This window comes from Frankia sp. AgPm24, assembly GCF_023243055.1.
In the GTDB taxonomy this organism is placed as follows: domain Bacteria; phylum Actinomycetota; class Actinomycetes; order Frankiales; family Frankiaceae; genus Frankia; species Frankia umida.
In genome coordinates this window covers 1-21,026 of sequence record NZ_JALKFW010000184.1, presented here as the reverse complement: position 1 = coordinate 21,026, position 21,026 = coordinate 1, and the positions used below count along the sequence as shown (strand labels likewise).

Sequence of the window (21,026 nt, the reverse complement as noted above, 5' to 3'; positions counted from 1 at the left end):
GTGGAGCTCCTCATCCTGATCGTCGTTCTCGCCGTCGTCGTGGTGGCCACCGCGGGGCTCGCGGTGGGCAGCGCGGTGCGCAGGCGCCCCCGTCGGCGGCCGGGGGTGACCGGTTCCGGACCGGACCTTCTGACGCGACCGGGAGCCGATTCCGCCGACCTGACGCTGACCGGGCCGGACACGGGGGAACCGACGTCCGCCACCGCGCCCCCCGAGGCCGGTGCCGAGGCCGGTGCCGGTGTCGATGTCGCGCAGCCCGCGGCGGCCGGTTCCCCGCCGTCCGCTGATCTGCTCTCCGGTGCTTCGGGCGGTGGCGCGGCGACGACGGCCGAGCCGGCCACGCCGGTGGGCCCGCCCCAGCAGCGTCCCCCGACGGACGTGCCGGAGCCGGCCGCGGGTCGCCTGGTCCGGCTGCGACTGCGGCTGTCCCGGTCGCAGAACGCGCTGGGCCGTGGCCTGCTGTCGCTGCTGTCCGGCGACCGGCTGGACGAGGAGACCTGGGAGGACGTCGAGGCGACGCTGCTGGGTGCGGACGTCGGCGTGGCGGCGACCACCGAACTCGTGGCGGCCCTGCGCGAACGGACCAGGGTGCTGGGTGCCGGCACACCGGCGCAGGCCCGCCAGATGCTGCGCGACGAACTGCTGGCCCAGGTCGGCACGAGCATGGACCGCACCCTGCTCACGGCGGTGCCCGACCGGCCGGCCGTGGTGCTGGTGGTGGGGGTCAACGGCACCGGCAAGACGACCACCTGCGGCAAGATCGCCCGTCTGCTGGTGGCGGACGGGCGATCGGTGGTCCTCGGCGCCGCCGACACCTTCCGGGCCGCGGCGGCGGACCAGTTGCAGACCTGGGGTGAACGGGTCGGCGCGCGGACCGTGCGTGGGGCCGAGGGCGGCGACCCGGCGTCGGTCGCCTTCGACGCGGTCCGCACCGGTATCACCTCGGAGGCCGACACGGTCCTGATCGACACCGCCGGCCGGCTGCACACCAAGGCCGGTCTGATGGACGAGCTCGCCAAGATCAAAAGAGTGGTCGGCAAGCAGGGTCCGGTCGACGAGGTACTGCTCGTGCTGGATGCCACCACCGGGCAGAACGCGGTCGTGCAGGCCCGGGTCTTCACCGAGGCGGTGGATCTCACCGGGGTCGTGCTGACCAAGCTGGACGGCACCGCCAAGGGCGGCATCGTCATCGCGGTGCAGCGCGAACTCGGGGTGCCGGTGAAGCTGATCGGCCTGGGCGAGGGCCCGGACGACCTGGCGCCGTTCGAGCCCGAGGCGTTCGTGGACGCCCTGCTCGGCGACCCCGCCTGAACCCGGCCGACCAGGCCGGCCGCGGGGACCACAAAGTGTCGTGGGTCAAGGACTTCCCGTCGCCGTCGATGTGATCTACGCTTCATCGCGGAGTGCAGTCGGGAGGTTTCCCGGCGCGTCGCGACAGGCGTCCCCAGCGCGGTACGGGCCGGGGGGTCAGCGTCCGGCGAGGCGACTCGCCGTCCTCAGCGCAGAGGGCGGATCCGGCCGGTGCCGACCAGGTCGGGGTCCGTGCGGGTGCGCCTCGCCGGGTCGCGCGCGTCCCGCGGCGACCGGGCGTCCGCGGCGGCGGTGTCCGCGACGGGTGATCGGCCGCGGGTGTGTTGTCCTCGTCGTCGGGTGCGTACGCTGGTGCCTGCGGTCCGCCTGCGATCTCGGAGTGTGCGCGTGTTCGACACCCTTTCCAGCCGCCTCGACAAGGTTTTCACGTCGCTGCGTGGTCGGGGTCGCCTGACCGATGCGGACATCGACGCGACCGCCCGCGAGATCAGAATCGCCCTGCTCGAGGCCGACGTCGCCCTGCCCGTGGTGCGTTCCTTCGTGGCGGCGGTCAAGGAGCGGGCGCGCGGGTCCGAGGTCAGCACGTCGCTGAACCCCGCGCAGCAGGTCATCAAGGTCGTCAACGAGGAGCTCGTCGCGATCCTCGGCGGCGGGACGACGACGCTGCGCTTCGCCAAGACCCCCCCGACGGTCATTCTGCTGGCCGGTCTCCAGGGCACCGGTAAGACGACCCTGGCCGGCAAGCTCGGCCGCTGGCTCAGGGACCAGGGGCACAGCCCGCTGCTGGTCGCGGCCGACCTGCAGCGACCGAACGCGGTCAACCAGCTGCAGGTGGTCGGCTCCCGGGCCGGGGTGGAGGTCTACGCCCCCGAGCCCGGCAACGGCGTCGGCGACCCCGTCCGGGTCGCCCGGGACGCCCTCGCGCATGCCCGCCGACACGTGTTCGACGTGGTCGTCGTCGACACGGCCGGTCGGCTCGGTGTCGACGAGGAGCTGATGCGCCAGGCCGCCGACATCCGCGACGCGGTCTCCCCGGACGAGATCCTCTTCGTGCTCGACGCCATGATCGGCCAGGACGCGGTCGCGACGGCCAGCGCGTTCGCCGACGGGGTCGGGTTCACCGGTGTGGTGCTCACCAAGCTCGACGGGGACGCCCGCGGTGGCGCGGCGCTGTCGGTCGCCCAGGTGACGGGCCGTCCGATCATGTTCGCCTCCACCGGTGAGGCACTGGACGACTTCGACGTCTTCCACCCGGAGCGGATGGCGTCGCGCATCCTCGGCATGGGTGACGTCCTCACCCTGATCGAGCAGGCCGAAAAGGCCTTCGAGGTCGAACAGGCCGAGGCGATGGCGGCCAAGATGGCCGCCTCGGAGTTCACCCTCGAGGACTTCCTCGACCAGATGCTCGCCGTACGCAAGATGGGTCCGATCGGCAACCTGCTCGGCATGCTCCCCGGAATGGGGCAGATGAAGGAGCAGCTCGCGCAGGTCGACGACCGTGACGTCGACCGGGTGGTGGCCATCATCCGGTCGATGACACCGGCCGAGCGCCAGGATCCCCGCATTCTGCAGGCGTCGCGCAAGGCCCGGGTGGCCCGTGGTTCCGGGGTGACGGTGACCGAGGTCAACCAGCTGCTCGACCGGTTCGCCGAGGCCCGCAAGATGATGCGCCAGATGGCCGGGGGCATGGGCCTGCCCGGGGCGCTGGGGGGCCGGGGCAAGGCCTCGGCACGCAAGGCGCCCAAGAAGGGCAAGGGGGCCAACCGCAAGGGCAACCCGGCGGCGCGCGCGGCCGAGGCCACCAGGGCGCAGAACCCGAAGGCGACCCCGGCCGACCCGTTCGCCCCGGGCGCCGCGCTGCCCGGCGGCCTGCCGGACGGCATGCCGGATCTCGCCGCCCTCATGCGAGGGCAGGGCGGGCTCGGCGGGCCGGGTGGCGGACCGGGTGGACCGGCGCCGCGAGGTTCGCGTCGTGGCGGTCGCTGACCAGCCCGGGTGGCATCCGTGACGGTGCCCCGGGTCGGGTGCCGCGATGCTGGTGGCACCCGACCCGCACGAGGTCTGGCAGACTGTAAGCTCTAGTGCAGGCCCTGCCTACCAGCGTCGGTGTGGCTGCCCCGGAAGAACCCTGAGTGGATGACCCTGCGTGGATGATCCTTGGTCCACCCGCAGAGCTTCCCCGCGTAGGGTGACGTCGTCCGAGTGGCCGTTCCGGCGCTGGTGCTCTCCCCGCCGCCGATTTCTCCGCACCCACGTGGGGCCCGGCGGTCACCGATACGTCTGGAGTCGTACGACCACCGTGGCAACCAAGATCAAATTGCAGCGCCTCGGCAAGATGCGCGAGCCGCACTACCGCATCGTCGTCGCCGACGCCCGCACCAAGCGGGACGGTCGGGTCATCGAGGCCATCGGGCAGTACCACCCCAAGTCCGACCCGAGCATCATCAAGGTCGACGCCGACCGGGTCGGGCACTGGCTGTCGGTCGGTGCCCAGCCCACCGAGCCGGTCGTGGCCATCCTCAAGGTCACCGGTGACTGGCAGAAGTTCAAGGGCCTGCCGGCACCGCCGCCGATGCTGGTCGCCGCGCCCAAGCCCGACAAGCGTGAGGTCTTCCAGGCCGCCGCCCGGGCCGCCGCCGGTGCCGAGGACCGTCCGGCGACCACTCCGAAGAAGGCGAAGAAGGCCGCGCCGGCGGAGGGTGCCGAGGCTCCGGCCGCAGACGCGTCGACGGCCGCGGGGCAGTAGGTGCTGGAAGCTGCCCTCGAGCATCTCGTGCGCGGCATCGTCGAGCATCCCGACGATGTCCGCGTGGACCTCAACAACGGCCGCCGTGGCCGCACTCTTGAGGTCAGGGTGCATCCGGATGACCTCGGCAAGGTCATCGGTCGGCGCGGGCGGACCGCCCGCGCCCTGCGCACCGTCATGGGCGGTGTCGGTGGCCGCGGGCTGCGGATCGACGTCGTCGATGTGGACCGCTAGTCGTCGTCCGCGCAGCGCCCCCCGTCCTGTCATCGGCGCCGGCTGATGGCCGGCGTCGACGACCCGATCGTCGTCGGACGGGTCGGTAGACCGCACGGCGTGCGCGGCGAGGTCACGATCGAGGTTCGCACGGACCTGCCGCAGCGCCGGTTCACGGTCGGTGCGGTCCTCGGGCGTGCGGGCGGCGGTGCGGCCCTCACCGTCACCGATGCCCGGTGGCACTCGGGCCGTCTGCTGCTGTGCTTCGAGGGCATCGGCGATCGTGTCGCGGCCGAGACCCTGCGCAACGTGCTGCTCACCATCGACGCCTCCGACGCCGGATCGCCGGCCGACGACGACGCCGACGGTGGCGCCGACGGCGATCCCGCCGATCTCTGGTGGGATCGCGACCTGGTCGGCCTCGCGGCCGTGACGACCACCGACGCGCCGCTCGGGCGGGTCACCGACATCATCCACTCCCCGGCGGGAGACCTGCTCGCCATCGCACGCCCAGGCGGCGGCGAGCATCTCGTCCCGTTCGTTCGAGAGATCGTCCCGACGGTGGATCCGGTGGCCGGGCGCATCGTGGTCGACCCGCCGCCGGGTCTGTTGGAGCTTGACTGATCCGGGCTGGCGGGCCAGTCCACGTCCCAGCGGAGCCTCGTGATGCGTGCCGATGTGGTCACCATCTTTCCCGACTACCTGCAGCCGTTGCGGCTGTCGCTGGTAGGGCGGGCCCAGCAACGCGGGACGCTCGACGTGCGGGCGCACGACCTGCGCACCTGGACCAGCGATCTGCATCGCACCGTTGATGACGCGCCCTACGGGGGTGGGCCGGGGATGGTCATGCGCCCAGAACCCTGGGACGCCGCGCTCACCGAGATCTCCGCTGCCGTCCCCGGGTCCCGGCCGCGCGTCGTCGTCCCCACCCCGGCCGGGGTGCCCTTCACCCAGCGCAAGGCCGAGGAGCTGGCGCGGGAGCCGTGGCTGGTGTTCTGCTGCGGTCGCTACGAGGGCATCGACTCCCGGGTGGTCGAGGCCTGGGCCGACGACGAGATCTCCATCGGGGACTACGTGCTCGCCGGCGGTGAGGTGGCGACCCTGGTCATCCTGGAAGCGGTGGCTCGGCTGCTGCCCGGTGTGCTCGGCAACAGCGCGTCGGCCGCCGAGGACTCGTTCTCCGACGGGCTGCTCGAGGCGCCGGTGTACACCCGGCCGCAGGTCTGGCGGGGCATGGAGGTTCCCGCCGTGCTGCGTTCGGGCGATCACGGCGCGGTGGCGCGCTGGCGGCGGGAGCAGTCACTCACGCGTACCGGCCAGCGCCGCCCGGACCTGCTGGCCGAGGCCACCCGGGCGGGGACAGCGAACCGTGCCGCCGCTGAGGTCGCCGCCGGAGCCACCGGTGACGGCGCCGGCCGGGCCGATCGCGAAACCGACTGACCCCGCCACGAAGCGCGACCACTCTGGGTCGCACGGTCGGGTCACCCGCGCGTGTGGCACAGTAGAATGCAGTGTCCGCCGGTTCGTGGCCGGCTCGGTGACCCCTGCTTGGTCGCTCCCCGCGGGATGCCCGCGGTGGCGTAGGTCGACATGTGGTCCGGGTCGGGTTCGAACACGGATCGTTCGCTGCGGCCATCGGTCGCCGGGCGATCCACCCCCACTTTCTTCAGGAAGCGACTGCCATGCACACCCTGGACAGCCTCGACGCCGAGTCGCTGAGGACCGACGTGCCCGAGTTCTGGCCGGGCGACACCCTCAAGGTTCACGTGCGGGTGGTCGAAGGAAACCGTCAGCGCATCCAGGTGTTCCAGGGTGCCGTCATCCGCCGCCAGGGCGGTGGCGTGCGGGAGACCTTCACCGTGCGCAAGGTGAGCTTCGGCGTCGGGGTGGAGCGCACCTTCCCGGTGCACAGCCCGATCGTCTCCAAGGTCGAGATCGTGTCGCGCGGTGATGTGCGGCGCGCCAAGCTCTACTACCTTCGTCAGCTGCGCGGCAAGGCCGCGAAGATCAAGGAGAAGCGCGAGCCGATCGCGCGCTGAGGATCTCGATCCTCCGTGTCCCGCCTGAGTCCTGGTTGGCGACTTGCCGGCACTCCGTCCGCGTGTTGACCTCGTTTCTGGACCAAGATGGGAGTCACGGTCCGCAACGTCGTCGCGAGGGCGGCTGTTGGCACGTCGGCCGGTCCGATGAGCTCTGACGGCCGAACCAGCGAGGTGGCGGAGTGAACGCAGCGAGCCCGGGTGGTCACCGTCCACATTCACATGCGGACGGTGACGAGTCGAACGCCGACGGTTGGGCGGGTGCGGACCCGCTCGCGGCCGAGCCCCCACACCCGAGCGGTGCGCTGTCCGCCACCGACGACGCCGGGGCTGGCCCAGGTGGGCGTCCGCCCGCGGGCGGCTCGGACGCGGGCGGCTCGGACGCGGGCGACACGGGTAGGACCGACGCGGATCGACGCCCTGGCTCCGACCCGCGTGGCTCCGGTCCGCGTGGGCGCGGCTCGTTCCTGCGCGAGCTGCCGGTTCTGGTGCTGGTGGCCTTCCTGCTGGCGCTGCTCATCAAGGCGCTGCTGGTCCAGGCCTTCTGGATCCCGTCCGAGTCCATGGAACGGACGTTGCTGATCAACGACCGCGTCCTGGTGAACAAGGTGGTGTACCACTTCCGCGACGTCCATCGGGGCGAGGTGGTGGTCTTCAATGGCAAGGGCACCGGATTCGACCATCAGGAGTCGATCGTTCCCAAGCCGACGAACGTCGTCAGTCGCCTGGTTCGGGATGTACAGCGCCTGCTTGGCCTCGGCGCCCCGAGCGAGACGGACTTCATCAAACGGGTCATCGGCGTGGGTGGGGACACTGTCGCCTGCTGCGACGCGGAGGGCCGGGTGACGGTCAACGGCCATCCCCTCGACGAGCCCTACGTCTACGAGAACGACTACCAGCGCTTCGGCCCGGTGAAGGTGCCCGACGGCTACCTGTGGGTGATGGGTGACCATCGCGGCGCGTCCTCGGACGCCCGGCAGAACGGACCCGTCCCGCAGAGCAAGGTCGTCGGACGGGCGTTCGTGCGGGTCTGGCCTCTGAACCGGTTCGGTTTCCTGGGTGTCCCCGGCACCTTCAGCGGCATCCCCGCCGCGGCGACGTCATCGTCCTCGCGTGTCACGCCGCGGCCGAGCGCGCCCAGTCCCGCCGCCCTGGGGCCGGCCGGCGGTTCGGCCGGCCCGGCGGATCCGTCCGGCTCGGAGCCGATCTCGGCCGACGGGCCGACGCTGGTGGCACTGTCCATCGGTGTGGCGCCGGCATGGCGCTCGCGGCGGCGTTGGGACCAGGCGGCCCAGGTCGCAGGTCGGGGCCGGGACGGGTGACGCTGTTGTCCATGACACCGCGGCGGGCCACGGTGCGCCGTGACGCGGGCCTGTTCGGCTATGAACGCGCCCTGACGCGCCGCGGGCTGGGCCCGGTGGCGGGAGTCGACGAAGCCGGGCGGGGTGCCTGTGCCGGCCCGCTGGTCGTGGCCGCCGTGGTGCTGCCGGCGGACGGCGGACGGCGACTGGGACGGCTGGCGGATTCGAAACTGCTGACCGAGGCGGTGCGGGAGCGGCTGTTCGACGACATCATGCTCGCAGCGGTCTCCTGGGCCGCGATCGTGATCTCCGCGGCCGAGATCGACCAGGTCGGTGTGCACGCGGCGAACATCACCGGAATGCGCCGTGCGGTCGCGCGCCTGGACCAGCGGCCCGGTTATGTCCTTACCGACGGGTTTCCGGTCGCCGGCTTCGGCACGGAGTCGTTGGCGGTGGTGAAGGGGGATCGGGTCGCCGCGTGTGTCGCGGCGGCCTCGATCGTGGCGAAGGTGACGAGGGACCGGATCATGCGGGCGTTGCACACGCGTTATGCCGAGTACGATTTCGCGCAACACAAGGGATACGTCACCGCGGCCCACACGGCGGCGCTGGCGCGGTACGGGCCGTGTGACGAGCATCGGAAGTCGTACGTGAACGTGGCTGCGCACGCGACGCCGACGGGGGACGCCCGATCTTCGCGCCTGGAGGACACGGTGCTTGCGACCAGCCTGCCCGGCGTCACGGAGTACGCATGAGCGCGGAAGATCTCGAAAAGTACGAGACCGAGATGGAGCTTCAGCTCTATCGCGAGTATCGCGATGTCGTCGGTCTGTTCTCGTACGTCATCGAGACGGAGCGTCGGTTCTACCTCGCGAACGAATACCAGATCGAGATCAGGAACAGCGGGGACGGAGAGGTCTTCTTCGAGCTGACCCTGCGTGACGCCTGGGTCTGGGACATGTTCCGTCCAGCACGATTCGTGAAGAACGTCCGAGTTGTGACGTTCAAGGACATCAACGTCGAGGAGCTGACCAAGGCGGAGCTCTGAACCGTCCGCTCCCCATGCTCGTCCCGCGGATGGTCGTTCCGCGGATGGTCGCCCCTGTCTGATCTGGCTCTGTGGGTCGGATTCGTCCTGCGGCGGTCCGCGTGCCGGGAGTGGGCCTGTGGACAGCGTCGTCGTGTCCACAGGCCGGTGACCGTCGCTGGTTCGGCTCCCGGATCGCGCGGACGCTGAGGTCCGACAGGCGGGCGAATGCCCCGCCGCGGACGGGAGCGCGACGATGCGGGCTAAGGACGAGCTGGGTCGCTTCGGCGAGGAGGTCGCCTGCCGGCACCTGGCCCAGGCCGGGGCGGCGATCCTCGACCGCAACTGGCGCTGCCGCGACGGCGAGCTCGACATCGTCGTGCGCGACGGTGGCGCTCTGGTGTTCTGCGAGGTCAAGACCAGGTCGAGCACCAGGTTCGGGTCCGCGGCGGAAGCGGTGGTGGGCCCCAAGGCCGCCCGGATCCGCCGGCTGGCGGCACGCTGGCTCGCCGAGCATCCACATCCGCCGTCCCCGGTGCGCTTCGACGTGGTGCTGGTGTTCCGGCCGCGGCAGGGTCCGGTCAGCGTCGAGCACCTGCGTGGGGCGTTCTGATGGCGCTCGCACGCACGCAGGCGGTGGCCGTCCTGGGCGTCGAGGGTCACCTGGTCGAGGTGGAGGCGGATCTGGCCGCCGGCCTGCCCCGCCTCACCCTGGTCGGCCTGCCCGACACGGCCCTGCACGAGGCACGGGACCGGATTCGTGCCGCCGTGGTCAACTCCGGCGAACGTTGGCCGGACCGGCGCATCACCATCGGTTTGTTTCCCGCGACGCTGCCCAAGGCGGGCAGCGGATTCGACCTGGCGATGGCGGTCGCGGTGCTGGGTGCGGCCGCGGTGGTGCCCCGCGACGCCCTGCGCGGGTGGCTCTTCCTGGGGGAACTGGCCCTCGACGGGCGGGTGCGGGCGGTGCGGGGGGTGCTGCCAGCGGTGCTTCGCGCGGCCCGGGCTGGTATCGAGCGGATGGTCGTGCCGGCGGCGAACGCCGCCGAGGCCGCACTCGTGCCTGGCGCCCGGGTGGAGCCGGCCGAGGATCTCGCCGGAGTGCTCGCCATGCTCCGGGGAGCGGCGCCCGCCCCGGTCCGGGAGGCTTCACCGCGCAGCCCGGGGGCCGCGGCGGCCCCACCCGGCATGCCGGCGGACGAGGCGGGTGACCTGGCCGAGGTGGTCGGGCAGAGCCGGGGGCGCCTGGCGGTGGAGGTCGCCGCGGCGGGCGGCCACCACCTGTACATGCAGGGCCCACCCGGCAGCGGCAAGACGATGCTCGCCGACCGGCTCCCGGGCCTGCTGCCCGATCTCGACCGCGGCGCCGCCCTGGAGGTCACCGCGGTCCATTCGGTGGCCGGGCAGCTTCCGGTCGAGGCCCCGCTGATCACCCGGCCGCCCTATCGCAACCCGCATCACAGTGCCACGCCCGCGGCGCTGGTCGGTTCGGGTGTGGCGGTGGTACGACCCGGTCTGGCCAGCCAGGCGCACCACGGCGTCCTGTTCCTCGATGAGGCTCCGGAATTCGGCAGATCAAGCCTCGACGCGCTGCGCCAGCCGATGGAGACCGGCACGATCGAGATCGCCCGGGCCCGGGTGACCGCCCGCTTCCCGGCGCGGTTCCAGCTCGTTCTCGCGGCCAATCCATGTCCGTGCGCGAAGGCGCAGGGGTCGCGCTCGGCGGCCTGCGAGTGCCCGAGCCTGGTCCGTCGGCGCTACCTCGCCCGGCTGTCCGGGCCGTTGCTGGACCGCATCGACATCCAGGTGGCGCTCAGTGTGCCGAGCCGGGCCGAGCTGCGCGCCGACGCGCGGCGTTGCGAGCCGACAGCCACGGTGGCCGCCCGGGTCGCGCGAGCCCGCGAACGGGCGGCCACCCGATGGGCCGCCACCCCATGGCGGTGCAACGCCCAGGTGCCCGGTCCGGTGCTGCGCCGCGACTGGCCGCTGCCCCGCAGGGTGGTCGCGCCGGCTGAACGGGCCCTTGAACGGGGCCTGCTGACCCTGCGCGGGTTCGACCGCGTGCTGCGCCTGGCCTGGACGTTCGCCGATCTCGCCGATCGGTCGCAGCCAGGAGCCGAGCAGGTCGGGGCGGCCCTCGATCTGCGGCTGCCCGGGTGGGCGAGATGAGTGCGCGCGGCGAGTCCGCCGAGCCGGAGCCGGTCCGGCCGGGGCCGATCGGGGCGGCCGGTGGCGACGCGTCGAGCCCGGAGCGGCTCGCCCGGGTCGCGTTGTCCCGCGCCTACGGCCCGGAGCGGCGCGCGGTGGCTCTCGAGGTGGGCCGGTTCGGTGCCGCGGCGGTGTGGGAGCGGGCCCGGGCGGCGCACCCGGGGGTCGACCCACACCGCGATCTGGAGGCCGCCGCCCGGGTGGGGGCCCGCCTGGTGTGCCCCGGTGATCCGCAGTGGCCGACCTCGCTGGACGCCCTGGATCGCCTGCCCGGGGAGCGGGGCGGCGCGCTGCCGGGCGCGCCGTTGTGTCTGTGGGTGCGTGGTCCGGCGGATCCGCAGGAGCTCGCGGCGAGGAGCGTCGCGGTGGTGGGGTGTCGGGCGGCGACGAGCTACGGGCTCCATCTGGCCGGCGAGATCGCCTTCGACCTGGCCGAACGTGGCTGGACGATCGTGTCAGGAGCCGCTTTCGGCATCGACGCCGCCGCCCACCGGGCGGCGCTGGCCGCCCACGGCCGCACGATCGCGGTGCTCGCCGGCGGTGTCGATGTGCCCTACCCGGGCGCGCACGCGCGGCTGCTGGCCGAGATCGCCGACGTCGGCGCCGTCATCAGCGAGATCGCGCCGGGCACACCGCCGTTTCGGCGCCGCTTCCTGACCCGCAACCGGGTGATCGCCGCGCTGTGCCGGGCAACGGTGATCGTCGAGGCGGGGCTGCGTAGCGGGGCGCTGAACACCGTCGCGCACGCGCGGCGACTCGGGCGTCAGGTGCTGGCCGTGCCGGGTCCGGTGACCAGCTCCACCAGCGCCGGCTGTCATCGGCTGCTACGCGACTTCCGGGAGCAGACCACTCTCGTGACCAGCGCCGACGACATCTGCGAGGAGATCGCCGACGTCGGTTCGTTCGCCGGGCGCGAGAACGCCCGCGACGCCCGCGACGGGCTGTCCGCGATCGTCCGGGAGCTGTTGGACGCGATGCCCGCCCGGGCCACGATCGGACTGTCCGCACTGGCCGGTGCGCTGCGCCTGCGACCCCAGGACGTGCTGGCGATGCTGGGGCCGCTGGTCGTCGAGGGGCTCGTCGACGCGGTGCCCGGGGGATACCGGCTCACCGAACTCGGCCGGGCCCCGTCCACCACCCGCCGGCAGTGAGGTTCGGCCGGCCCGCGCGCAGGCCTTGACGGGTTGCCCGGCCACCGGCACCGTCCTGGACGTGACGGCAGGACAGGACGTGACGGCAGGACAGGAACCCGCGGAGGCGGGTGCCGGCGGCCAGGGCTGGGCCGAGGCGACGCTGGCCTTCCGGCGCCATCTCATCGCCGAGCGCAACCGGTCCCCGCAGACAGTCCGGGCCTATCTGGGTGACCTCGCGGGTCTGCGCGCGCACGCGGCACGGGCCGGGGCCGCCGATCTCGCCGAGCTGGATCTGAACCTTCTGCGCGGCTGGTTGGCCGCCATGCGCGTGGCCGGGGTCGCCCCGGCCACGCTGGCGCGTCGGGCCTCACTGGCGCGGGTCTTCTGCGCCTTCGCCGCCCGCCGTGGCTATCTCACCGAGGATGTCGCCGCCCGCCTGGTCGGCGCGCGCACGGTCCGCCAGGTCCCGCAGATCCTCAGCGCCGAGGCGGCCAGAACCCTGCTCGCCTCGGCACCCCCGGCCTCGCCGCCGCCGGCATCGGCCGCGGGGGTGGGCCAGCAGCGTGAGGCGGCGGCGCGGACCCGGCGCGCTGTCGCGTTGCGCGATGACCTGGTGCTGGAGCTGCTGTACGGCAGCGGGCTGCGGGTCTCCGAGCTGTGTGGCCTCGACCTCGGCGACGTGGACGAGGAGCGGCGCCTGCTGCGGGTGCGGGGCAAGGGCGGCCGGGAACGCAGTGTGCCCTTCGGGGTGCCAGCCGCGGCGGCCCTGCGCGCCTGGCTGCGGGCCGGGCGACCATGGTTGTCGACCGGTGCCGCGGGGGCGGCCCTGCTGCTGGGTCAGCGCGGTGGACGCCTCGATCCGCGCGCCGTGCGGCGGGTGCTGCGGCTACGTATGGCTGACGCCGCCCTGCCTGCGGGGCTGACCCCGCACGGGCTGCGCCACTCGGCGGCGACGCACATGCTCGAGGGGGGCGCCGACCTGCGTTCGGTCCAGGAGTTTCTCGGCCATGCCAGTCTCGCGACCACGCAGATCTACACCCATGTGACGCCCGAACGGCTCCGGGCGGCCTTCGAACAGGCGCATCCCCGGGCCTGACCGACCCGGGGATGCGCCTGTTCCGCGCCGCCTGGCGAGGCGGTGCTCCTACCTGGCGTTGACGCCGCCCAGCGGTAGCAGGCGGGGTGGGACGCGACGGAACATGCCCAGCGGATCCAGGTACTCGCTGCCGCGGAGCAGCCCCCAGTGCAGGCAGGCCGGAGCCGGGCAACCGCCGTGACCGGCCAGCAGGGTGCCCAGCGGTTCACCGGCGCGCAGTACCGCGCCGACCTGGGCGGTGGGAAGCACGGGTTCGTAGGTCGTACGCAGCTCGCCGTGCGTGACCGTCACCACGCCGCGGCCCGCCACCGGCCCGGCGAAACTCACCGTGCCGTCGGCGGCCGCGATCACCGGGCCGCCGGGCGGGGCGGGCAGATCAACGCCGCGGTGCCCGGGACCGAAGGGCGTCGCCGGTCGCTCGAAGGCGCGGCTGACGGCGACCGGCCCGGGTAGCGGCCATCCCAACCTGGGTCGGGACCCGCCAGCAGCCGTAGCCGAGCCGCTCGCGGCCGGTGCGGGTATCCCGACCGTCGGCGAGGCGGCGACGCCCAGGGGATGCCCGGACGGGTAGCGACCGGCGGGGGCAGGGCCGGTCGCCTGGAAGCCCCGGGCCTGGTAACACTCGGCCCGGGGAGAGGATCGGGGGTCAGGTGGGTGATCGAGCCACCTGGGGTGGCCGTCGCGACCGGCATCGTGACCGGCATCGTGGCGGGCGTCGCGTTCGGCACGGCCGGGTGGGCCAGCGGCGCGAGGGCCTGGCGGATCGGATCGACCACGGCGACAGCGCCACGCGGCGGGCCGGGCCGGGGCGGCGGGGCCACCTCGGCCCGGCCCGCCGCGAGTGCCGGCCGCTCGGACAGGACGGTGGCTCGCGGGTCCGCTCGAGGGTTGACCGGCAGGCGCGAAGGCCAGCCCAGGGCGATCAGGATGGCCAACGTCGGCACGACGAACCACCACGGATCGGGACGGGGCGTGCGGGGCATGGGCAACGACCTCCGGGGTCGGGGGAGGTGCGGCGGCCGGGATGGTCCGGGGTGCTCCCGGCCGCCGCTGGTCGACCCGCGACGCGGCGGGTCGACCGCGTTCCACGGTGCGGGTAATTCCACGGCTTGGAAAGCACGATGTTTCGCGCTGTGGACAATTTGCGCGGGGAAGGCCGCGGTCACGCCGCTGACCTGCGATGCGGCGACAGCGGGACGAACCGTTGCGGGATAGCGGCAGGGTCGCCGTCCCGGGGCAGGCTGTGGACGGGGCTGGTACGCCGCCTTGTCCAAGATCGATTCGACGGTCGCGCCGGCCGCGCCGACATGCCGGTCCGCGCGGCCGGTGACGGGGGTCCCGGCGTGGGGTGACAGCCGCTGAGACCCCGGCGCTCGGGCGGGTACCATGACCACAGGGATCGGTCTCCGAACCCAGTTCGCACGCCCACTTCCGACCGGCCCGCAGCTGGTCTGACCGCCGGTATCGCTGCTGGCGGAACAGCCCGCGGGGCAGGTTCTCGGGAGGGTCGCCTCGGTCCATCGCACCTGCGATGGCCATGACCACGGGCGTCAGGGGCGCCAGCCGCGGGGCGGCGCCGTCACAACCGAGGCGTCCGGCTGCGGCCGGGCGGAGAGGAGCGACGTGCCATGGCCGTCGTCACGATGAAGCAGCTGCTGGAGAGCGGCGTTCACTTCGGGCACCAGACCAAGCGCTGGAACCCGAAGATGAAGCGTTACATCTTCACAGAGCGTAACGGCATCTACATCATCGACCTGCAGCAGACCCTCTCGTACATCGACCGCGCGTACGACTTCGTCAAGGAGACCGTGGCCCACGGCGGCACGGTGCTGTTCATCGGCACGAAGAAGCAGGCGCAGGAGGCCATCGAGGAGCAGGCCGCGCGGGTCGGGATGCCGTATGTCAAGGAGCGCTGGCTCGGTGGCATGCTGACCAACTTCTCCACCGTCTACAAGCGGCTCCAGCGGCTCAAGGAGCTCGAGGAGATCGAGGTCACCGGCGGCACCGAGGTCCGCACGAAGAAGGAACAGCTCGTGCTGAGCCGGGAGAAGGCCAAGCTCGAGCGGACCCTCGGCGGCATCCGTGACATGAGCCGGGTGCCGAGCGCCGTGTGGGTCGTGGACACGAAGAAGGAGCACATCGCGGTCGGTGAGGCGCGCAAGCTGGGTATCCCGGTGGTCGCCATCCTCGACACCAACTGCGACCCCGACGAGGTCGACTACCCGATCCCGGGCAACGACGACGCCATCCGCAGCGCCGCCCTGCTGACCCGTGTGGTCGCGGACGCGGTCGCCGATGGTCTGATGTCCCGGGCCGGCGCCTCGAGCTCGGCGGACGCCAAGCCCGAGCCGGCGACGGGCAACGAGCCGCTGGCCGAGTGGGAGCAGGCGGTGCTGCGCGGTGAGGGCGCGGCGCCGACGGCCGACGCGGCCCCGGCCACCGATGCCGACGCGGCCCCGGCCACCGATGCCGAGGCAGCCCCGGCCACCGATGCCGAGGCGGCCAGCGACGCGCCTGCGGTCACCGAGACGCCCGCGGTCACCGAGGCGAGCGCGGCCACCGAGACGCCCGTGGTCGACGACGCGGCTGCCGTGGTGGCCGAGAGCGAGCCCCAGGCCCCGGTCGGTTCGGCGGTCTGATCCCCCTCGGGGCCGGGCGGCTCCGAGGCGGGTCGGCCCACGGCGGCATGGGCGGACAGCTCGTGAGACCGTTGATCCGACCCCGCGGTGCCGCGCGCCCCGGTCTGGACAACGACAGCATTCGATCTCACCGACGAGAAGAGCACCATGGCAGACATCCCCGTTGCTGACATCCGCAAGCTCCGCGAACTGACCGGGGCCGGGATGAGCGACGTCAAGAAGGCGCTGGTCGACCACGACGGCGACTTCGAGAAGGCAAAGGCCTGGCTGCGGGAGAAGGGCAAGGCGCAGGTCGCCAAGCGTGCCGCCCGCAGCGCCGCCAACGGCCTGGTCGAGTCCTACCTGCACCGGACCGACCCGCAGCTCCCGCCGACCCTCGGTGTGCTGGTCGAGGTGCGCTGCGAGACGGACTTCGTGGCCAAGACCGAGGGCTTCAAGCAGCTGGCCCGTGACCTCGCGCAGCACATCGCGGCTGCTGACCCGCTGTACGTGAACGCCGACGAGATCCCCAACGAGGTGCTCGAGGCCGAGCGGAAGATCTACGAGGCGGCCGCGCGGGAAGAGGGCAAGCCCGAGGCCGCGATCACGAAGATCGTAGAGGGCCGGGTCAACGGCTACGTGAAGGCCAGCGTCCTGCTGGACCAGCCCTGGGTGAAGGACGGAAAGCTCACGATCCGGGCCATGGTCGACCAGGCCGGCGCGACACTGGGCGAGAAGATCGAGATCGCCAGGTTCTCCCGGTTCAACATCCGGCAGGCCTGAGCACGGGCGCACCGGTCGCGCTGACCCGGTCGGCCGCGGGGAACCGTGGATCGGATCGGATCAGACCGGACCAGCCGGCGGGTGGTCGACCTGACCACCCGCCGGTTTCGCGTTGCCGGGCCCCGGCCGGTGCTCCGGCCGGGCCTCCAGCCGGAGCCCCGGCCGGCACCCACCGGCGGGTGGGATGCATCGACCGTGGCGTGGCGTGCCACCCCGGGCCACCCGGCGGTGAGCCGGTACGGGACACTGCGTCGGACGGCTGTGCGAGCATCGTGATCGTAGCGAGCAGCGGACGGAAGGAACTGCGGTGATCGACGACACACTTCTCGATGCTGAGGAGAAGATGGAGAAGGCCGTCACGGTCGCCAAGGAGGACTTCGCGAACATCCGTACCGGCCGTATCACCCCCGCGGTCTTCTCCAAGATCGTGGTGGACTACTACGGTGCCCTGACACCCGTACAGCAGCTCGCGTCGTTCCACATCCCCGAGCCACGCATGGTGATCGTCACGCCGTACGACAAGTCGTCACTGGCGGCGATCGAGAAGGCCGTGCGGGACTCGGATCTGGGCGTCAACCCCAGCAACGACGGCACAATCATCCGGATCGTCTTCCCGGAGCTGTCCGAGCAGCGTCGCCGGGACCTGGTCAAGGTCGCGCGCGGCAAGGCCGAGGACGCCAAGATCAGTATCCGTAACGTGCGGCGACACGCCAAGGACGCCATCGACCGCATCGTCCGCGACGGCGACGCCGGTGAGGACGAGGGCCGCCGGGGGGAGAAGGACCTCGACGAGGCCACGCACCGCTATGTCGGGCAGGTCGACGAGCTGCTCCGACTCAAGGAAGCGGATCTGCTGTCAGTGTGATCCGCGCGGGTCGCCCTGTTCGAACCGGATTTCTGCGTCGGGATGAAAGCCTTCATGACGGCAGTCAACGGCCCGACCGTGGTTGACGGCGGGCAGAGCGCGAACTCCGAAGCACCGATGACGGCCCCGCCCCGGCGGTCCCGAGCGGGACGCGACCTACCGGCGGCGATCGGCGTCGGCGCGTTGCTGGGCGCGATCATCCTGGTCACGCTGTTCACCGTCCGTGCGGCGTTCACCGTCGTGGTCGGTGCCGCGGTCGCGATCGGGACGGTCGAGGTCATCCGCGCGCTGCGCCTGACCGGACGGCGCATCCCGATCGTGCCGCTGGCCGTGGGTGCGTTCGTGATCCCTCCCGTCGCCTTCCTCGGTGGGCTGGACGGCCTGCTGGCCGCGGTGCTGGTGACGATCGCGGCCGCGATCGTCACGCGGGTCCTCGGGCCGAGCGACGGACTGCTGCGTGATCTGGCCGGCATCGTGTTCGTGGCCGCCTATGTGGGCTTCCCCGCCGGGTTCGCGGCGCTGCTGACCGGGGCGTCCCAGGGCAGCTTTCGGGTGCTGGCCTTCATCGGCACGGTGGTGGCCAGCGACATCGGTGGCTACGCGGCCGGCGTGCTCTCCGGCGGTCGCCACAAGCTGGCACCCAGTGTGTCACCGGGGAAGTCCTGGGAGGGTTTCGCCGGTTCCGTGCTCGCCTGTGTGACCGTCGCCGCGGTGGTGGTCGCCTGGCCGCTGGGGGCTCATGCCTGGCAGGGGATGCTGCTGGGGCTGGCCACCGCCGCCACCGCCACCGTCGGGGATCTCGGCGAATCGCTGCTCAAACGGGACATCGGTATCAAGGACATGGGCAGTCTGCTACCCGGCCATGGCGGCATCATGGACCGGCTGGACTCGCTGTTGTGCACCGCTCCCATCTCCTGGCTGTTGCTGACAGCCTTCCTGCACTGACGTCGGCTGACCTGGACGTCCGGGCTGCCCCGCGGGTCCGGGGCGAATCACCGTATTCGTCTGGGCAGCGGCTGGCTGGCACACTGGAGCCGCTATGACTTCCTCGACCGCCCCATCCGGGTCAGCCCAACCCGGGTCAGCCCAACCCGGGCCGGCGACCCCCACGCCAGCGGCCCCCACGGCGCAGGCATCCGCACCAGCCGACCGGTCGGTCAGCCTGACCCTGTCGCGGCGGACGGGGCGGCCCGTCCGACACCTGGCCGATCTCTGCCGGGAGGATCGTCGGGCGGTCGCCGTCTCGCTGGGCCTGCCGGCCTTCCGTGCCGACCAGCTCTCCCGGCACTACTTCGCCCGGCTGCTCGACGTCGACACGGCCGCGCAGATGACCGACCTGCCCGAGCGGATCCGTGAGCCGCTGCTCGCGGCGCTGCTGCCGCGGCTGCTCACCCCGGCCAAGACGCTGACCTGTGATGACGGCCAGACCCGCAAGATCGCCTGGCGGACCGGGGACGGCGCGCTCATCGAGTCGGTGATCATGCGCTATCCGGACCGGGCCACGGTCTGTGTCTCCAGCCAGGCCGGCTGCGGGATGGGCTGCCCGTTCTGCGCCACCGGTCAGGGCGGGCTGACCCGCAACCTGTCGACGGGGGAGATCGTGGAGCAGGTCGTCCACGCGGCGCGGGCGCTGCGCCGCGGCGACCTCGGCGAGGGCAACCGGCGGCTGTCGAACGTCGTCTTCATGGGGATGGGGGAGCCGCTGGCCAACTTCGGCGCTCTCCTCGCGGCGCTGCACCGTCTGGTGGCGGAGCCGCCGGAGGGGCTCGGGCTGTCCGCGCGTGGCCTCACGGTCAGCACGGTGGGCCTGGTGCCGGCGATGCACCGGCTGGCCGAGCAGCGACTGCCGGTGACACTCGCGGTGTCCCTGCACGCGCCGGACGACGAACTGCGCGACGAACTGGTCCCGATCAACAACCGGTGGCCGGTGGCCGAGGTGCTGGCCGCGGCGTGGGCCTACGCCGAGCGCACCGGGCGGCGGGTCAGCATCGAGTACGCGTTGATCGATGGCGTCAACGACGACGTGCCTCGGGCGGACGCCCTGGCCACCCTGCTCTCCGGCCAGTTGGCACACGTGAACCTGATCCCACTCAACCCGACGGCCGGCTCGTCCTGGCGGGCCAGCGCGGAGTCCGGGCAGCGGGCGTTCGTTCGCCGGTTGCGCGAACGTGGCATCTCCACGACGGTGCGTGACACCCGGGGGCGGGAGATCGCTGCCGCCTGCGGCCAACTGGCCGCCGAACCGGCTCAGCGCCGTGGTCTCCGGTAGTCCGCCGGGGGGCCGACGTCGCGCGGCGCTGCGGCACCGGACCCGCACGACGAACACCGTGTGGCTGCCGATCATCGCGGCTGTGGGCGTCCTGCTGGTGCTGCTGTGGTACGCGATGTCGCGCGGGCCGGGCCCGGCGAGGACGACCGCGGCCGATGGCGGCCCGGCGGGTTCGGACAGTCCGCGGGCGGCCGCGGCGTCGTCCGCCGCACCGACACCGACGGTTCCCCCGCCGCCGACCAGTGGCTGTGTGACCGGTCGGACGCTGCCCTCGGGGGTCAGTACCCGCACGCTGCAGGTCGCCGGCGTGACCCGGTCCTACGTGCTCGCGGTGCCCACCGGCGCGGCCGGTGGCGCGGCGCGGCCGCTGCCGCTGCTCGTCGGCTACCACGACACCGGTCAGAGCGCGTTCGATCTCGAGGCGTACACGCACCTGGCCGACCAGGGCACCAGAGCGGGGTTCGTGGTCGCCTTCCCGGTCGGGGAGCGCGCCCGGTGGAACTTCCCGCGTTCGGCGGCGGTCGGGCCCGACGACGTGCTGTTCAGCGGGCTGCTGCTCAACGATCTGACCGGCCGGATGTGCCTGGACGTCAAGCGGATCTTCACCGTGGGCTACGCCGACGGCGCGGACATGGTGCTCACCGCGCTGTGCGGGCTGCCGGGTCGCTTCGTCGCGGCCGTGGCGGTGGCGGCGAGTGTGCTGCCGACGTCGTGCGCTCGCCCGTCCGCCAGCCTGTTGGAGATCCACGGGGCGGGGGACCCGATCGCACCGCTGGACGGTGGCGGGCCGGCACGGGCGGCGCCGTACACCGGCAGCGTCGCCCAGCCGGCGCCGGACCGGCTGGCCCGGTACGCCTCCGCGCTGGGCTGCTCGGGCGCCCGCTCCTCGGCGGTCGACACCGCCGACTGGTCCCGCACGGTGTGGTCGGGCTGCCCGGCTGACCGCGACGTCGGGCTGCTGGTCATGCAGGCCGGCGGGCACACCTGGCCCGGCGCCCAGGCCCGCCCGGAGCGCGGTGCGACGTCGATGGCGCTGAACGCCACCATCGTCGCGCTCACCTTCTTCGGTTACACGCCGACGGCGGCCGACCTGGGCGGTGACGCCGCCACCGGTGGTGGCACCACGGTGCCGGGCCCGTCGGTGGCCCCGCAGGCCCCCACCCCGACCGCCCCGAGCGGCCCGGCGGGGGCGAGCGCGCCGCCCACCGCGCCCGCGCCGACGGCGAGCGGGTCCACGGCCCCACCGGTGGACGGCGACGGGCAGACACCCGCGACCACCGCCCCCGCGCCGCAGGTCACGCCCACCACGGCCGTCCAGAACGGGGCCGTGCGCGCCCGCTGAACGGGGCCGGCGGCAGGCGGCGAAGGGGCCCCTGCCGGGGGGGCCCGGCGGGGCGGGGCGGCCCGGCGGGGCGGG

The 21,026-nt window shown here is 72.9% G+C and carries 21 protein-coding genes; 20 read left to right on the top strand and 1 reads right to left on the bottom strand.

From position 1 onward, the window contains the following. From ftsY to MXD61_RS12975, 14 genes are all read left to right on the top strand, one after another. Entirely contained in the window at positions 1-1,311 is a 1,311-nt protein-coding gene (gene ftsY, locus MXD61_RS13040) for a signal recognition particle-docking protein FtsY (RefSeq protein WP_248813243.1), read from the top strand. Between the two features lie 387 nt (positions 1,312-1,698). Beyond that, a complete protein-coding gene (gene ffh / locus MXD61_RS13035) occupies positions 1,699-3,297 on the top strand; it encodes a signal recognition particle protein (protein WP_248813242.1) in 1,599 nt (532 codons plus the stop codon). A 313-nt stretch (positions 3,298-3,610) separates the two neighbouring features. Continuing rightward, positions 3,611-4,057 carry a 30S ribosomal protein S16 gene (gene rpsP, locus MXD61_RS13030; RefSeq protein ID WP_163547043.1) on the top strand — a complete coding sequence of 149 codons (447 nt, stop codon included), beginning with the start codon at positions 3,611-3,613 and terminating at the stop codon, positions 4,055-4,057. Continuing rightward, on the top strand, positions 4,058-4,291 hold the full coding sequence (locus tag MXD61_RS13025) for an RNA-binding protein (RefSeq protein WP_163547041.1): 234 nt from the start codon (positions 4,058-4,060) through the stop codon (positions 4,289-4,291). Between the two features lie 45 nt (positions 4,292-4,336). Continuing rightward, positions 4,337-4,894 carry a ribosome maturation factor RimM gene (rimM, locus tag MXD61_RS13020; protein ID WP_248813240.1) on the top strand — a complete coding sequence of 186 codons (558 nt, stop codon included), beginning with the start codon at positions 4,337-4,339 and terminating at the stop codon, positions 4,892-4,894. A 42-nt stretch (positions 4,895-4,936) separates the two neighbouring features. Continuing rightward, positions 4,937-5,710 (top strand): tRNA (guanosine(37)-N1)-methyltransferase TrmD, encoded by a 774-nt coding sequence (trmD, locus tag MXD61_RS13015; protein WP_248813238.1) that lies wholly within the window; start codon positions 4,937-4,939, stop codon positions 5,708-5,710. Between the two features lie 242 nt (positions 5,711-5,952). Beyond that, positions 5,953-6,309, top strand: a complete 357-nt coding sequence (rplS, locus tag MXD61_RS13010) for a 50S ribosomal protein L19 (protein WP_163547035.1) — start codon at positions 5,953-5,955, stop codon at positions 6,307-6,309. 182 nt (positions 6,310-6,491) lie between these two features. After that, a complete protein-coding gene (gene lepB, locus MXD61_RS13005; protein WP_248813237.1) occupies positions 6,492-7,631 on the top strand; it encodes a signal peptidase I in 1,140 nt (379 codons plus the stop codon). 11 nt (positions 7,632-7,642) lie between these two features. Next, positions 7,643-8,365 carry a ribonuclease HII gene (locus MXD61_RS13000; RefSeq protein ID WP_248813235.1) on the top strand — a complete coding sequence of 241 codons (723 nt, stop codon included), beginning with the start codon at positions 7,643-7,645 and terminating at the stop codon, positions 8,363-8,365. Further along, a complete protein-coding gene (locus MXD61_RS12995) occupies positions 8,362-8,658 on the top strand; it encodes a DUF2469 domain-containing protein (protein WP_163547032.1) in 297 nt (98 codons plus the stop codon). Before MXD61_RS13000 ends, MXD61_RS12995 begins: the two co-directional genes overlap by 4 nt. Positions 8,659-8,893: 235 nt before the next feature. Continuing rightward, positions 8,894-9,250 carry a YraN family protein gene (locus MXD61_RS12990; RefSeq protein WP_248813233.1) on the top strand — a complete coding sequence of 119 codons (357 nt, stop codon included), beginning with the start codon at positions 8,894-8,896 and terminating at the stop codon, positions 9,248-9,250. Further along, the gene (locus MXD61_RS12985; RefSeq protein ID WP_248813231.1) at positions 9,250-10,806 is read left to right on the top strand and encodes a YifB family Mg chelatase-like AAA ATPase; all 1,557 of its coding nucleotides are present in this window, start codon (positions 9,250-9,252) and stop codon (positions 10,804-10,806) included. The genes MXD61_RS12990 and MXD61_RS12985 overlap by 1 nt, the downstream gene beginning before the upstream one ends. Then, positions 10,803-11,996, top strand: a complete 1,194-nt coding sequence (gene dprA, locus MXD61_RS12980; RefSeq protein ID WP_248813228.1) for a DNA-processing protein DprA — start codon at positions 10,803-10,805, stop codon at positions 11,994-11,996. Before MXD61_RS12985 ends, dprA begins: the two co-directional genes overlap by 4 nt. A 79-nt stretch (positions 11,997-12,075) precedes the next feature. Continuing rightward, positions 12,076-13,074 carry a tyrosine-type recombinase/integrase gene (locus tag MXD61_RS12975; protein ID WP_308222743.1) on the top strand — a complete coding sequence of 333 codons (999 nt, stop codon included), beginning with the start codon at positions 12,076-12,078 and terminating at the stop codon, positions 13,072-13,074. Positions 13,075-13,122: 48 nt separating this feature from the next. On the opposite strand, the gene MXD61_RS12970 is transcribed toward MXD61_RS12975, so the two are convergent. After that, entirely contained in the window at positions 13,123-13,539 is a 417-nt protein-coding gene (locus MXD61_RS12970) for a murein hydrolase activator EnvC (RefSeq protein ID WP_248813226.1), read from the bottom strand. A gap of 1,163 nt (positions 13,540-14,702) precedes the next feature. On the opposite strand from MXD61_RS12970, the gene rpsB reads away from it, so the two are divergent. The 6 genes from rpsB to MXD61_RS12940 all read left to right on the top strand — a co-directional run bounded on the left by rpsB (position 14,703) and on the right by MXD61_RS12940 (position 20,951). Then, positions 14,703-15,713: a 30S ribosomal protein S2 gene (rpsB, locus tag MXD61_RS12965; RefSeq protein ID WP_248813224.1), complete on the top strand. Its 1,011-nt coding sequence runs from the start codon at positions 14,703-14,705 to the stop codon at positions 15,711-15,713. Positions 15,714-15,860: 147 nt separating this feature from the next. Continuing rightward, a complete protein-coding gene (locus tag MXD61_RS12960; RefSeq protein WP_163547023.1) occupies positions 15,861-16,475 on the top strand; it encodes a translation elongation factor Ts in 615 nt (204 codons plus the stop codon). A gap of 307 nt (positions 16,476-16,782) precedes the next feature. Further along, positions 16,783-17,340, top strand: coding sequence for a ribosome recycling factor (gene frr / locus MXD61_RS12955; RefSeq protein ID WP_163547021.1), 558 nt, complete (start codon positions 16,783-16,785; stop codon positions 17,338-17,340). A gap of 54 nt (positions 17,341-17,394) precedes the next feature. After that, complete coding sequence (locus tag MXD61_RS12950) at positions 17,395-18,285, top strand: phosphatidate cytidylyltransferase (protein WP_248813223.1); 891 nt, start codon at positions 17,395-17,397, stop codon at positions 18,283-18,285. Between the two features lie 94 nt (positions 18,286-18,379). Beyond that, the gene (rlmN, locus tag MXD61_RS12945; RefSeq protein ID WP_248813222.1) at positions 18,380-19,609 is read left to right on the top strand and encodes a 23S rRNA (adenine(2503)-C(2))-methyltransferase RlmN; all 1,230 of its coding nucleotides are present in this window, start codon (positions 18,380-18,382) and stop codon (positions 19,607-19,609) included. Positions 19,610-19,667: 58 nt separating this feature from the next. Next, positions 19,668-20,951, top strand: a complete 1,284-nt coding sequence (locus tag MXD61_RS12940; protein WP_248813221.1) for a PHB depolymerase family esterase — start codon at positions 19,668-19,670, stop codon at positions 20,949-20,951. The last annotated feature ends 75 nt before the right edge of the window (positions 20,952-21,026 follow it).

Bases quoted from the DNA above. Each gene is read 5' to 3' on its own strand.
- MXD61_RS12985 (WP_248813231.1), top strand. From the start codon at position 9,250: ATGGCGCTCGCACGCACGCAGGCGGTGGCCGTCCTGGGCGTCGAGGGT.
- rplS (WP_163547035.1), top strand. From the start codon at position 5,953: ATGCACACCCTGGACAGCCTCGACGCCGAGTCGCTGAGGACCGACGTG.
- MXD61_RS12995 (WP_163547032.1), top strand. From the start codon at position 8,362: ATGAGCGCGGAAGATCTCGAAAAGTACGAGACCGAGATGGAGCTTCAG.
- rpsB (WP_248813224.1), top strand. From the start codon at position 14,703: ATGGCCGTCGTCACGATGAAGCAGCTGCTGGAGAGCGGCGTTCACTTC.
- MXD61_RS12950 (WP_248813223.1), top strand. From the start codon at position 17,395: ATGACGGCAGTCAACGGCCCGACCGTGGTTGACGGCGGGCAGAGCGCG.
- rlmN (WP_248813222.1), top strand. From the start codon at position 18,380: ATGACTTCCTCGACCGCCCCATCCGGGTCAGCCCAACCCGGGTCAGCC.
- dprA (WP_248813228.1), top strand. From the start codon at position 10,803: ATGAGTGCGCGCGGCGAGTCCGCCGAGCCGGAGCCGGTCCGGCCGGGG.
- MXD61_RS12990 (WP_248813233.1), top strand. From the start codon at position 8,894: ATGCGGGCTAAGGACGAGCTGGGTCGCTTCGGCGAGGAGGTCGCCTGC.
- rimM (WP_248813240.1), top strand. From the start codon at position 4,337: ATGGCCGGCGTCGACGACCCGATCGTCGTCGGACGGGTCGGTAGACCG.
- trmD (WP_248813238.1), top strand. From the start codon at position 4,937: ATGCGTGCCGATGTGGTCACCATCTTTCCCGACTACCTGCAGCCGTTG.
- MXD61_RS12960 (WP_163547023.1), top strand. From the start codon at position 15,861: ATGGCAGACATCCCCGTTGCTGACATCCGCAAGCTCCGCGAACTGACC.
- MXD61_RS13000 (WP_248813235.1), top strand. From the start codon at position 7,643: ATGACACCGCGGCGGGCCACGGTGCGCCGTGACGCGGGCCTGTTCGGC.